This is a genomic window from Flavobacterium rhizophilum (assembly GCF_046000485.1).
Lineage (GTDB): Bacteria > Bacteroidota > Bacteroidia > Flavobacteriales > Flavobacteriaceae > Flavobacterium > Flavobacterium rhizophilum.
This window is the reverse complement of the sequence record NZ_JBELQB010000005.1, coordinates 258,840-271,856: the sequence shown is the minus strand read 5'-3', so window position 1 is coordinate 271,856 and position 13,017 is coordinate 258,840. Positions and strand designations below refer to the sequence as shown.

General features: G+C 39.8%; 11 protein-coding genes. 4 read left to right on the top strand and 7 right to left on the bottom strand.

The window, feature by feature from the left end; all coding sequences use genetic code 11:
- Positions 1-32 precede the first annotated feature (32 nt).
- The 3 genes from ABS768_RS08520 (at position 33) to ABS768_RS08510 (ending at position 3,512) form a co-directional block, all read left to right on the top strand.
- Complete coding sequence (locus ABS768_RS08520) at positions 33-929, top strand: OmpA family protein (protein ID WP_408074534.1); 897 nt, start codon at positions 33-35, stop codon at positions 927-929.
- 492 nt (positions 930-1,421) lie between these two features.
- Entirely contained in the window at positions 1,422-2,600 is a 1,179-nt protein-coding gene (locus tag ABS768_RS08515) for an AIR synthase related protein (protein ID WP_035136023.1), read from the top strand.
- 180 nt (positions 2,601-2,780) lie between these two features.
- Positions 2,781-3,512, top strand: coding sequence for a YqjF family protein (locus ABS768_RS08510; RefSeq protein ID WP_408074533.1), 732 nt, complete (start codon positions 2,781-2,783; stop codon positions 3,510-3,512).
- A 174-nt stretch (positions 3,513-3,686) separates the two neighbouring features.
- Here the strand turns inward: ABS768_RS08510 and ABS768_RS08505 are convergent, their stop codons facing one another.
- A complete protein-coding gene (locus ABS768_RS08505; RefSeq protein WP_408074532.1) occupies positions 3,687-7,241 on the bottom strand; it encodes a choice-of-anchor Q domain-containing protein in 3,555 nt (1,184 codons plus the stop codon).
- 182 nt (positions 7,242-7,423) lie between these two features.
- Here ABS768_RS08505 and ABS768_RS08500 point away from each other — a divergent pair, with 182 nt between their 5' ends.
- A complete protein-coding gene (locus ABS768_RS08500) occupies positions 7,424-7,855 on the top strand; it encodes a hypothetical protein (RefSeq protein ID WP_408074531.1) in 432 nt (143 codons plus the stop codon).
- A 63-nt stretch (positions 7,856-7,918) separates the two neighbouring features.
- Here ABS768_RS08500 and ABS768_RS08495 read toward each other — a convergent pair whose 3' ends face one another.
- From ABS768_RS08495 to ABS768_RS08470, 6 genes are all read right to left on the bottom strand, one after another.
- Positions 7,919-9,028, bottom strand: coding sequence for a peptidylprolyl isomerase (locus tag ABS768_RS08495; protein WP_408074530.1), 1,110 nt, complete (start codon positions 9,026-9,028; stop codon positions 7,919-7,921).
- Between the two features lie 13 nt (positions 9,029-9,041).
- Entirely contained in the window at positions 9,042-9,599 is a 558-nt protein-coding gene (gene gldI / locus ABS768_RS08490; protein ID WP_408074529.1) for a gliding motility-associated peptidyl-prolyl isomerase GldI, read from the bottom strand.
- Between the two features lie 10 nt (positions 9,600-9,609).
- The gene (locus ABS768_RS08485; RefSeq protein WP_408074528.1) at positions 9,610-10,620 is read right to left on the bottom strand and encodes a DHH family phosphoesterase; all 1,011 of its coding nucleotides are present in this window, start codon (positions 10,618-10,620) and stop codon (positions 9,610-9,612) included.
- A 141-nt stretch (positions 10,621-10,761) separates the two neighbouring features.
- Positions 10,762-11,235: an SRPBCC family protein gene (locus ABS768_RS08480; RefSeq protein ID WP_408074527.1), complete on the bottom strand. Its 474-nt coding sequence runs from the start codon at positions 11,233-11,235 to the stop codon at positions 10,762-10,764.
- Positions 11,236-11,246: 11 nt separating this feature from the next.
- Entirely contained in the window at positions 11,247-11,921 is a 675-nt protein-coding gene (locus ABS768_RS08475; protein WP_408074526.1) for a DUF4919 domain-containing protein, read from the bottom strand.
- A 67-nt stretch (positions 11,922-11,988) separates the two neighbouring features.
- Positions 11,989-12,759 carry a glycine-rich domain-containing protein gene (locus tag ABS768_RS08470; RefSeq protein ID WP_408074525.1) on the bottom strand — a complete coding sequence of 257 codons (771 nt, stop codon included), beginning with the start codon at positions 12,757-12,759 and terminating at the stop codon, positions 11,989-11,991.
- Between the last annotated feature and the right edge of the window lie 258 nt (positions 12,760-13,017).

Here is a 13,017-nt window from a genome sequence, read left to right as displayed (position 1 = left end):
TTATTTTCGTAAAAATACCATACTACATAAGGATGAAAAGACCCGTTTTATTCATTATATTTTTACTATTGGCACTGCCGGCTGTTGCCCAAAAGCAATACACCCTTTATTTTGATTCCAATAAATATGAGATAGATCCGGCTTCCGACCAAATGCGAATCTTTAAGGCGTGGATGTCGGCAAACAAGGAATCTAAAGTAGTGGCGATAGACGGTTATACTGATGAAGATGGTAGCACACAGTTTAACGATACACTTGCTCAAAACAGGGTAGACTATGTGTACAGCCTGATAAAAGGGAATATAAAAATACGTGACGACTTTAAAACCCGCAGTTTTGGTGAGCTTCACAAACAGGAGGCAGATAAGTCTAAAAACCGTAGGGTAGATATATTTTACATCCGTAAAGATCAGTTACATTTAGAGAACGAAATACTGGGGATAAAGGAAGAACCTGCTCCTGAACCCGAACCAAAACCGATTGTATATACCGAGAAAATCGTACTGCGTAACCCCAACGGTACGATGGATGAGATAGTACTCGACACCGTGTTTATGAAAAAGGTAGGTACGGCAAAACCGGGTGAACACCTGGCGATAAAGAACCTTAATTTTTATGAGAATACTTTTGCTATTACTCAGGAGTCACGCCCAAGGCTTTTTGAACTGCTTGAGGTAATGCGACTGCACCCAAAACTTAAAATCAAGATACAGGGACATATTTGCTGTATGGAAGGCGACCCACGTGATTTGAGTACCAAAAGGGCAAAGGCGATATTTATGTTCCTGCAACAGTATGGGGTGTCTAAAAGCCGACTGTCGTTTGAAGGGCTTGGTACTTCTCAACCCCTTTACCCGTTACCGGAAAACAACGAGGAGGAACGCGCCGCTAACCGCCGTGTGGAGATTTTGGTTGTGGAAAACGAGTAAACCTCTATTTTAAATGATGAATTTTAAATTTTAAATGGTTTTTTCTGTCATTGCGAGGAACGAAGCAATCTTTGAGATTTCTCCCGCTGGTCGAAATGACATAACGTGTTGTCATTCCGATACGCAACGCAGTGTAGTGAGGAATCTAATTTTTATCTGATATATAAAGTACTCATTCTATTTACTGTCATTGCGGGGAACGAAGCAATCTCTGAGATTTCTCCCGCTGGTCGAAATGACATAGCGTGTTGTCATTCCGATACGTAACGCAGTGTAGTGAGGAATCTTTTGTTTTATTCTGATGCAAAAAACAAGGCTCTTTCAGTTTAGGCCTTGTCATTACGAGTAACGAATCAATCTCATTACAGGGATTCCTCGGTTTCGCTATCGCTTCACTCAGAATGACAGAACGATAGTTAATTGCTAAATTAAACAATTGCCACATTAGCAAATTAAAACTATCTTTGCACACAGTAATACAAACCCTATTTCATGAGTTCTGATAACAGCAAACGCTATAGCCTGAGGGGAGTTTCGGCTTCTAAGGAAGATGTTCATAACGCTATTAAAAACATAGATAAAGGCTTATTCCCAAAAGCTTTCTGTAAAATCGTACCCGATTATCTTACTAACGATGAGGATTACTGCCTTATAATGCATGCCGATGGTGCCGGTACAAAATCGTCACTGGCTTACATGTACTGGAAAGAAACGGGAGATATTTCGGTATGGAAAGGTATCGCTCAGGATGCCCTTATCATGAATATTGACGACCTGCTTTGTGTAGGTGCTGCCGATAATATCATGCTGTCATCAACCATAGGCCGTAACAAAAACCTTGTTCCGGGTGAGGTAATCTCGGCTATCATAAACGGTACCGAAGAACTTATTGAGGAGTTAGGGAAATTTGGTGTTACCATCCACTCTACAGGTGGCGAAACTGCCGATGTGGGCGACCTTGTGCGTACCATAATCGTAGATTCTACCGTAACTGCGCGTATAAAACGTAAGGATGTTGTAGATAACGCAAACATTCAGGCGGGTGATGTTATCGTGGGGCTTGCTTCTTTCGGTCAGGCTTCTTACGAAAAAGAATACAATGGCGGTATGGGTAGTAACGGACTTACCTCTGCACGTCATGATGTGTTTGATAACTACCTGGCTCAAAAATATCCTGAAAGCTATGATGCTGCCGTTCCTTCAGAACTTGTTTATTCAGGAAAAACAAAACTTACCGATGCGGTTGAAAACAGCCCTATAGATGCCGGTAAGCTGGTACTGTCGCCTACACGTACGTATGCGCCAATCATTAAAAGCATATTAGACAAATATACACCACAGGATATTCACGGTATGGTACACTGCAGTGGTGGTGCACAAACTAAAGTGCTTCACTTTGTAGACAATGTACATGTGATTAAAGATAACCTGTTCCCTGTGCCTCCATTATTCAAACTGATACAGGAGCAAAGCGGTACCGACTGGAAAGAAATGTACCAGGTGTTTAACTGTGGTCACCGTATGGAGCTTTATGTTCCGCAGGAAATTGCCGAAGATATCATTGCTATTTCAAAATCGTTTAATGTAGACGCACAAATAGTGGGAAGGGTAGAAGCTTCTGATAAGAAAGAGCTTACCATTACCAGCGAATACGGAACGTTTAAATACTAAAATATTGAATCCGCCTTTTGAGGCGGATTTTTTTATTTATTATATTAGGGCTTAATTGTTTTTTGAGATTTCTTCACTCCACTCCATTTCGTTTCGGTCGAAATGAAATTTCATTGCGAGTGAAGTGATAGCGAAATCGAGCAATCTCAAACATTTACAGTAAATAAACCTTACCAACCAATGAAAAAAACATTCCTTAATGCACAATGGCGTAAACTGGTTATGATTAACTATGCCGTTGACCCAAAAGTACTGGAGCCTTATGTACCGTTTAATACCGAACTCGACCAGTGGAACGGTACCTGCTATGTAAGCCTTATAGGTTTTATGTTTGTAGATACTAAAGTACTGAAGCTTAAAATCCCTTTTCATATCAATTTTGAGGAAATCAACCTTCGCTTTTACGTGAAGTATAAGGATACCGAAGGCTATAAAAGGGGAGTGGTGTTTATTAAGGAAATTGTTCCGCGCCCTGCGCTTACCCTTGTGGCAAACATGTTGTATAAGGAAAACTATGAAACCCTGCCTACACGCCACAACTGGATAGAACGCGATGATTCATTAATGGTGGAATACGGCTGGAAGAAAGACGAATGGAACAGTATACGTGTTACTGCCGATAAACAGCCTGTAGATATAGTTCCTGATAGTGAGGAGGAATTTATTACCGAACATTTTTGGGGATATACCAAAGTGAATGATACGGTAACATCGGAATATGAGGTGGCACACCCACGCTGGCAGATTTATCCGGTAAGGGATTATGAGATTGATGTTGATTTTACCAAAGTATACGGCAGTGAGTTTGCCTTTTTAAAAGATGCCAAACCGGTATCGGTTTACCTTGCAGAGGGATCTGATATTATGGTGAAAAAAGGGAAGAAATTAAAAATAGAAACTACCGAAGTATAAAAAAGGAAAGGGCTTTCTCAAAATTGTCATTCTCAATGTAACGAAGCGGAATAAAGAATCTCTAAGAATTTAATAAGAGATTTTTCCTAACGTCAAAATGATAAAACATAAATGAAAAGGGCAGCCAATGTGCTGCCCTTTTCTGCCAATCCAATAAAGATATATTACACTAAATTACCTCCTTATTACAATTTTATGTGTTTCGGTTGCAAAGTCGCTTACAATTTGCATCACATAAGTACCCGACGCTAACTCCTCCATATTTAAGGCAGTTGCCATAGCATCGGCTTTCATTTCCATAACAAGTTTTCCCGTTCCTAAATCGTATATGGCTACACCCGCATTATCTCCGTGGTTTTGTGCCAGTTCAATATTAAATACCCCGTTGTCAGAAGGGTTAGGGTACACTATACTCCTTACAGCGCTTGCTGCAAAATCTTCGGTGTCAAGTGAACAAGCCTCCTGAGACTCGTATGCTCCTATATCACGACGTCCGTTAAATACATCCTGTCCTGCCTGATCCTGAGAGTTATCGTCAGGGTCACCCATATCGGCTGCCGCACTCGGGCATCCCAGTTTGTGGGTAAAAGTGCTTCCGCCATTATCTGCCAGTGCAAGCAGCTCTACTTCAAGCGGAGTAATTAATGATCCCGTAATATCGGTTTCGGCGCTTACATAAGCTTCTGCATCTGCAATACCTATAAGGTTATAACCCATAGAAGTTACCATTTCGCCTTCGGCATATACATCGGCTCCTGTCACAATTGCAAGATTACCTGCCAGTATGGTATTGGTAACAGTAGGCGACATCATGGAATTGTTTGAAATACCACCACCGCTTACTGTAGCCGCGTTCAATGTGATGGTGTTGGCGTTTATCATAAGTTCGGCATTGTTATAAATACCGCCACCGTTGGTAAGAGCCGTGTTTCCTGAAATGGTGGTTTTAACTACCATTGCCGACCCTGCATTAATATGGATACCACCACCCTGACCAAGCAGACCCGTAGCGCTGTTACCCGAAATGGTAGAATTACTAACGCTTAGTGTGCCACCATTGTTAAAAATTCCTCCGCCACCATCATCGGCAGCAACTCCCGCAGCAATATTATCGCTAATTGTTACATTGGTAACCGTCATGGTACTACCGTTTTGGTTCCATAGTCCGCCACCCTCACGGGCTGCTATATTGGCACTCACAGTACTTTCGCTAATATCAAACATAGTAGCTCCGCTAATGTGTAGTGCACCTCCGTTACCGGGGTTAGGGGTTCCGGCTGTACCGTTAACATCGTTTTCATTAAGTGCAGATGCGCTTATCATTAAAGTACCGTCAACTATTTCAATACCACCACCTGCACGGTTAGCGCTGTTTAGGGTGATCATAGTGTCATCAATATTCACAGTACCGTTAGAACTGAATATACCTCCGCCGCTACCGCTTAGACCTGTAGCTGTGTTACCTGTAATTGTGCTGCCTGATATACTTACCATACCACTAACATTAAACACACCGCCTCCGCCATCAGTAGCTGCGCCACCTGCTGCTTCATTGTTTTGTATGGTAACATCGGTAATGGTCATGGTACCGCTTCCGTTCCATAATCCGCCACCTTGAAGTCCTGCATAGTTATTACTCACCATACCACCTGTTATAGTAGCACTACCCGAACCTGTAATGTGTAAACCACCACCGTTACCCGGAGGTCCTGAAACCGAGTTTCCTGTTAGCATTACATTAGTCAGCATAATAGTGCTTGTACCCGAATTGTCCTCAATACCACCACCGGCTCTTACCGCTGTATTGCCTGATATTTCGCTATCAGTAACAGTAAGCTGCGAACCTACATCATTAAGTATACCACCACCGCTACCAAGAGTACCGTCGGCAGTATTATTACTAATTGTAGCATTGGCAATAACAAGTGTACCGCCGTTAAGGTTGTATATACCACCACCACCTTGGTCGGCACCATCACCGCTTGCAGTATTACCGTTAATAACGGTTCCGTCAATGTTCATTGTTCCTGTTCCGTTCCATAGTCCGCCACCTTCAGATCCTGCCATGTTTCCTGAAACTTCACCACCGCTAATAGTAATCATTCCCATACCTGTAACGTGTAGTCCGCCACCGTTACCAGGAGAGTTATTTGTAGTGTTGTTATTAATCATCACATCAGTTAATGTTACCGATCCCATCATTCCGGAATTGTCTTCAATACCACCGCCTGCACGGTTTGATACGTTTCCTGATATTTCGCTATCAGTAATAGTAAGCTGCGAACCTACATCATTAAGAATACCACCACCACTACCGGAAGCACCGTCGGCAGTATTATTACTAATTGTAGCATTGGCAATAACAAGTGTACCGCCGTTAAGGTTGTAAATTCCGCCACCACCTTGGTCGGCATCGTTACCGCTTGCAGTATTACCACTAATAACGGTTCCGTCAATGTTCATTGTTCCTGTTCCGTTCCATAGTCCACCACCTTCGGCACCAGCCATGTTTCCTGAAACTTCACCACCACTTATAGTAATCATTCCCATACCTGTAACGTGTAGTCCGCCACCGTTACCCGGAGAGTTATTTGTTGTATTGTTGGTAATCATCACATCAGTTAATGTTACCGATCCCATCATACCGGAATTATCTTCAATACCACCACCTGCACGGTTTGATACGTTTCCGATTATCTCTGCTTCGGTCACTACCAGTGTAGCACCTGCATCGTTAAGGATACCACCGCCACTACCGGAAGCACCATCGGCAGTATTATTGCTTATAACCGTTTCGGCATTTACATTCAGTGTACCACTAAGGTTGTATATACCACCACCACCTTGGTCTGCACCATCTCCACTTGCAGTATTACCGCTTATAACTGTTCCTTCTACCGTCATGGTACCACTACCGTTCCAAAGTCCGCCACCTTCAGCAGATGCTGTATTGTTGTTTACCGTACCGCCTGTAATCATGGTATCACCTGCACCAGTAATGTGCAGTCCGCCACCATTACCGGGGCTTGATGCTGTAGTATTATTATTAAGGGTAACATCTGTTAAGGTTATCATTGTTCCTGCTCCCGAATTTCCTTCGATACCACCACCGGCGCGTCCTGACATGTTACCTGTAATAACGCAGTCGTTAACAGTAAGGTTACTGCCTGTACCTACCAAAATAGCACCACCGCTACCAGCCATGCCATCGGCTTCGTTTTCGGTTAGGGAAGAAGCGTTAATGGTAACATCGCTGTCGCCCATAACATAAATAGCACCACCACCCATGCCTGCTGTTGCTCCGCTGGCAGTATTGTTGGTAAAAGCACTGTTGTTAATAAGGACATCGGTATCCGATATAAAAAGTGCCCCACCATTATCTGATGCGGCACCTCCCGTAAATGATATGTTATTGATAGTAACCTGTGTAGCCCCCGATATGTTGAATATCCTGTTGCTGTCGCCTCCGCTAATAATTGTAGCATCGTCTCCGTTACCGTTAATAATAAGTTCTTTATCAATGGCTATTTCGCTGTTAAGCGTAATTGTGTTTCCATTAGTTGTAAGGGCAAATGTAATAGTGCTCCCCGCAGAGGCATCTAAAACGGCCTGACGTAATGACCCCATGCCACTATCGTTTGAGTTTGTTACAGTAACCTGAGCATTGACTGAAAAGCCAAAGAGAAGGCAAACCGCTAAAAACACCGTGAATGTAAAATTCTTCTTCATGTTATAAAAAGTTTCTGGTTCGTATTACTGTTAATTACGGTGTAAATTGTTTGTTGGTTTTTTATCTTTATAGTTAAATAATTCTTAAATATTTATTTTGTGAATTGATATGATGATAAAAATTTCATCTCAAACATTCAAAATGTATTATTACCTTTAATAAAAATTAAACTATACTCAAAATGAAAGTAAACTTAAGAACCGGAGTAGATAAATTGCTGTTTGGTATGAAACAGCAGGATGTAAAGGCTATTTACGGCGAGCCCGACAGGGAATATAAAGACGATGAGGAGAATATTATATATGTATATAATAAAGAGAAGTTCAGGCTTACGTTTTACAGTGACGAAGATTTTAGGCTTGGGTATATAATATCACCAAACCCTGATTTGGAACTGTTCTCTAAAAAAATAATAGGGCAGAAGTGGGGAGATGTTGCTGCTGTGTTAAAAGAAAACAAGATAACCTCGTTTGAAAAAGAACCGTTTGATATAACCGACAATTATTTTAATGAGGATAACTGGGTTATTTTTCAGGTAGAGTTTGACGAGGTAGACACCCTCGAACTAGGTGCTGTTTTTGATAAAAATGATGAATTTGACTGGAAATTCTAGTTTGTAATAAATAAAAAAGGACATCTTAATAAGATGTCCTTTTTTTATTTTATCCTGTTGGGATTATTTTCTTTCCGGTTTTTTGTCGAGCATTTTAATTTCAAATGCAAGATCAGTATTTGGCGGAATTAAACGACCTGCACCTCTTTCACCATAAGCAAGGTGAGCAGGGATATAAGCGATAAGTTTATCGCCTATGTTTAACTGTTCTATAGCTTCGATAAAACCAGGTATCATGCCTGTTTTTTTACCTACTTTAAAAGGGATTGGCATATAGCCACCCTGCATATCTCTTTGCTGAATGTATGTACCGAATTTCTTCGCTGTTTCAGGGTCACTTGTATCAAATACAGTTCCGTTTTGAAAGAATCCGGCATACTCAATATATACTTCAGTTCCCGGTATTGGCTTGCCTCCGGAACCTTTTTCTAATATTTTGTACATAAGTCCTGATGCTGTTTTAGTCCCCGAAGTTTTTACTTCGTTGATAAGTGCTGCCTGATCTGCTTTAGCCTTTTCAATAGCTTCTGCTTTATCTTTCAGTTCTTTGTTTGCTTTTTCGTAGTACTCTTTGAAAACTTTTTCGGCTTTAAATTTCTTAGCGGCTTTACCTACACGGATAATTTTAACGCTAATCATTATATCGTTGTTTTCAATTTTGTTTACCACATCCTGTCCTTCAACCACGTGTCCAAAAACAGTATGGATGCCGTCAAGGTGAGGAGTAGCTTTGTGAGTAATAAAAAATTGACTTCCGTTTGTGTTAGGTCCGGCATTAGCCATAGATAGTATACCTGGTCCCGTATGTTTTAAATCGGTAATCTCATCAGGAAATTTGTAGCCCGGTCCGCCAGAACCATCTCCTTTAGGATCTCCGGTTTGAATCATAAAGTTTTTTATAACGCGGTGAAACTTCAAACCGTCATAAAAAGGTTTTCCTTTTAGATCACCTACTACCATATCGTTATCGCCTTCGGCAAGCAATACAAAGTTAGCTACAGTTAGAGGTGTTTTTTCGTATTCAAGTTGTAGCAGGATATTACCTTTATTGGTTTCTATTTCGGCATATAGCCCGTCTTCAAGCTTAGTAACGTCATAACTTGGGGCGTCGGTGTTTTTACAGGAAAACATTAAAGCAACAATGCTTAAGAATAAACTTGTCATTGGTCTCATTTATAGATTTAGATTAATTTTTTGATGTCTCGTCGGCTTTTATATCGTTTAGGGTAACGGTACACATTAATGGTTTGTTTGTTCCTATTTTATTTAGGTCACCACGATAGCCATAGCCAAGGTTTGAAGGGAACAGGAAAGTAACTTTTTCCCCTTTGTTCATTAATTTGATACCATATCGAAGCCCTGCCATTATATCCTCCTTGTCTACATAATAAACCTGAGGTTTCAGTTCTTCTTCGGTGTAAATCACATTACCGTTTATATCCTTAATATCATAAGAATAATAAGCAATATCGCCACGTTTTGGAGTAATGGTATCGGTAGTGTTTTCTATATCATAACGGTACCAATAGCCCTTATCAGCAGCGTGATATTTGTGTTGAGGATTGTTTTTTATAATAGAGTCTATAACTAATTCCTCATTGGCAATGAGTGTCTTATTGCGTTCTATGGACTGCTGCATGAAAGAGCCAGAGCTGTGTGACACAGGTACTCTTGCCTGCTGTTGTGAACAACCTGCTATAAGAAGTGTCATTAAGGCTACTGGCCATATAATTTTCTTCGTCATTATAATCTGTCTATATTTTAATGTTTGCTAATGTAGCAATAAATTTTTGTAATGTTGCTTCCAGATTCTCGTTTGATTTTCCACCTGCAGCATTAATGTGTCCTCCGCCGTTAAAATGCTCACGTGCATACTGATTAACGTCAAAACCATCCTTAGAACGGAACGATATTTTTATAATCCCTTCTTCCTTATTCTCGGTAAACATGGCTGTGAAATTGATGTCTTTCATGCTAAGCCCGTAGTTTACAATTCCTTCGGTATCACCTTTAGTATGGCCTAAGCTGTTAAGCTCCTCCTGACTAAGATAAGTGTAAGATGTTTTATATTCCGGTAACACTTTCATGTTATGCAAAGCCCTTGCCAAAATTTGCAAACGGTTGTGCGAATGGTTATCGTACAGTAAACTGTGAATTTCGCTGTTGTCTACACCTTTATCAATAAACTCTGCCACAATGCGGTGTGTAGTACCTGTTGTTAAAGGATACCTAAACGAACCCGAATCGGTTACTATACCTGTATAAAGGCAGGTTGCTATTGTCTTGTCAATAAGAGAACCTTCGCCTAAAGCATTAATAAAGTGGTATACCATTTCGCAGGTAGAGCCATAATTAGGTTCACTAAACATATACTTGGCATAATCACCTGGTTTTTGGTGGTGATCTATCATGATAAACGGAGCGGTAAGTTCTTTTAGTGCAGCTTCCATCATGTCTCCGGTACGGCTCAGTACATTAAAGTCAAGCGTAAATATTATTTCACAATTTTTAAGAATGGCTGTACAGTTGTCACTATCCTTTTCAAATACCTTAACAGTATCTGAAGCCGGGAGCCAGTTTAAAAAATCAGGGAATTCGTTTGGAGATATAACAGTAACATCATGTCCTTTAAGTTTAAGGAAATGGTAAAGGCCTAAGTTCGAGCCCATAGCATCTCCGTCAGGGTTACGGTGTGGTATTAGGGCTATTTTTTTTGGAGAAGCCAATAAACTCTTAATCTCTGCAATATCTTGGGATGTCATCATGATGCGAATTTACATTTTTTTATTTTATGGTTAGAGTGTTGTAGGTGGGGGAGTTCAAAAAAAATCCCCACTTAGCTTAATGCATTGTGAGGACTACTATTTACAAGGATAAAAGAGTTTTTATTTAAATGGGGTTTATACTTAATGTGTGCCGTTTAGCTGGATAACATTAAGATTTTTAATATCGTTTTCTGCAAAACTTTTAAAATCCAGCAGGTATTTAAGGGATTGCCTTTTAAAGGATCCCGGCATTATAAAAGCAATAATTTTCATAAAGCCTTTAAACTCAAAATAGTTTTCAGTGATGTAACGGGTTTTGTTTCCGGGTATTGATATGAATCTGTTTTTTACCACGTTGTAAACACCATTGGCCTCATAAGTTCCTGTAAACTCTTCAGGGAGTCTTCTTGCAGTAATGGTTTCCGTCATTTCAATGTTACGGTTTCCCATTCTAAATATCAGTCGCGATTTAGCGCCCGGTTGACCAGGTGTACCGCTAATGCTTTCAAAGCTTACAAGCCCGTCCATCCAGTATTTCATATTATCCGGATTGTCAAAAAGCTCGATAACTTTCCCTAGTGGCAAATCAATTTCTGTTTCAACTGTGTACTTCATAATTCAAAATGCTAGAATTTCAACGAGTTAAGGCACCTGGAAACTTCAAAGTATAGTCCGTCAATGTTATATGAGTTCTCTTTTAGCGTTAAATAGTCATACAGTCCTTCAACAAGCTGCTGTTCGCCGCCATATTCAAAGCCCAGTATGTTTAAAAGCTCATATTCGTTCATTACATTAATTACGTAAAAACTTGATTCTTTAGATGTACCTTCTCCTGTGCTTAGTATTGCATCCAGAATCATGTTTGCCTGTATAGTCTCTTTTTCGGCTTCGTCATACCTTTGGAGCTCCTTGTAGGCATATATTCTGTATTCTTTCATGCGTATACTAAAAGGATAAATCTTTAATATTTTTGCCGAAAGTACAAGTATATTTTCACAATCTTCAGGGGAAACTTCCCCTTTTTGCAAAATTTCGTTTAAATCCTGTTGTGCGTCAGATCGTTCATAAGGAGCATATTCGTCCTGAAAAGAATAGCCAAAATACAGGTGTCTTCTTTCCTGAATGGTCATAGTACTGTCGGCCATAATATATTTGGCATACAGCTTATCAAAGTGTAGGGGAGAGTTTTTGTCCTTTACATTTTTCTCAATAAGTTCAAAATCAGGCTTTTCAATCTGAAAATCCTGTGAGAAGGAGAATTGTGCTACAAATAGTATTAGTAGAGAACAGATGAATTTCATGTGGGATTGGTTTTGAATTGATTAAAGTTAGTGAAAATTGTCAAATTTTTAACATATAATTAGAAAATTAATCTCCGCCGCATCCACCACATCCGCTAAAGCCACTGCAACCCGATCCGCATCCGCTGCCTCCATGTGAGCTACAGCCACTGTCAAAGTTGTCCCATGTACTGCATCCGCTGCTGCCGCCGTTAGAATTGCCTTTGTCGTTACCATCATTTTTAATAGCACTGTATAATGCAATAAGGAATCCTATAAGCATTACTATACCAACGCCGGCACCGCCTGAAGCCTGAATGCTAATAGCTACTACTATACCAAGAAGGCACAGTTGTATAAGTTTTAATTTTAAAAGAGGAGGTTTTTTTATGAGCCAGTAATTATCCATACTAACCCTACGGAAGTTAATTTTTGTGAAACGGGTTTTATTGTCCTGCCATATATCCAGTGGCGGATTGTTACCAAACATATCTTTATATATAGTATGTAGTTCAGTATAGTTGTTGTTGAACTTTTTTCTTTCACTGTTTCCTCCTTTAGTAGGGTTATGGTGTATTTCCCTTTGCAGGGTGTTTTTGCAAAAATCTATCCAGTACGATTTTGTATAGGTTAAATGCAGGTGCCATGCCTGATCTACCGGATCGGAAGGTGTTACCGATGACTTTGATACACAGCATAGAAAGATAAATTTTCGGTATTCTTCAATAACCCTGTTGGTGTATTCTTTTGTCCAGCCGTTTTCTCTGGCAAGTCGTGCCGAAAATGTAAAGGAAGCATCTGGATCATCCAGCCTGAAATTTGAGATTTTATCCCATAAGTCTTTTTGAGGTGCAGTCATTTAAAAAAATAAATTTCGCTAAAAATATAAAAAGCAGATTAAAATACAGAATTTGATTTTTTTTCTTCTGTTATTAAAATGTAATCTGCCGTTTTTAGTTGTTTTTGTATGGCTGATTTTTAAATTAATTACATTTTAGATAAATCAATAAGGCAAAATAACTTTTTGTTTGATGAAAACTACCGCTGATTTTAGTTGTTAATAGTGCATATTTACTGATAAACCTGCTAAAAAATAATCAAATTAAAAAACATAAAA

Excerpts from the sequence above, each read along its gene's own strand:
- ABS768_RS08520 (WP_408074534.1), top strand. The coding sequence starts at position 33 with ATGAAAAGACCCGTTTTATTCATTATATTTTTACTATTGGCACTGCCG.
- ABS768_RS08515 (WP_035136023.1), top strand. The coding sequence starts at position 1,422 with ATGAGTTCTGATAACAGCAAACGCTATAGCCTGAGGGGAGTTTCGGCT.
- ABS768_RS08510 (WP_408074533.1), top strand. The coding sequence starts at position 2,781 with ATGAAAAAAACATTCCTTAATGCACAATGGCGTAAACTGGTTATGATT.
- ABS768_RS08505 (WP_408074532.1), bottom strand. The coding sequence starts at position 7,241 with ATGAAGAAGAATTTTACATTCACGGTGTTTTTAGCGGTTTGCCTTCTC.
- ABS768_RS08500 (WP_408074531.1), top strand. The coding sequence starts at position 7,424 with ATGAAAGTAAACTTAAGAACCGGAGTAGATAAATTGCTGTTTGGTATG.
- ABS768_RS08495 (WP_408074530.1), bottom strand. The coding sequence starts at position 9,028 with ATGAGACCAATGACAAGTTTATTCTTAAGCATTGTTGCTTTAATGTTT.
- gldI (WP_408074529.1), bottom strand. The coding sequence starts at position 9,599 with ATGACGAAGAAAATTATATGGCCAGTAGCCTTAATGACACTTCTTATA.
- ABS768_RS08485 (WP_408074528.1), bottom strand. The coding sequence starts at position 10,620 with ATGATGACATCCCAAGATATTGCAGAGATTAAGAGTTTATTGGCTTCT.
- ABS768_RS08480 (WP_408074527.1), bottom strand. The coding sequence starts at position 11,235 with ATGAAGTACACAGTTGAAACAGAAATTGATTTGCCACTAGGGAAAGTT.
- ABS768_RS08475 (WP_408074526.1), bottom strand. The coding sequence starts at position 11,921 with ATGAAATTCATCTGTTCTCTACTAATACTATTTGTAGCACAATTCTCC.
- ABS768_RS08470 (WP_408074525.1), bottom strand. The coding sequence starts at position 12,759 with ATGACTGCACCTCAAAAAGACTTATGGGATAAAATCTCAAATTTCAGG.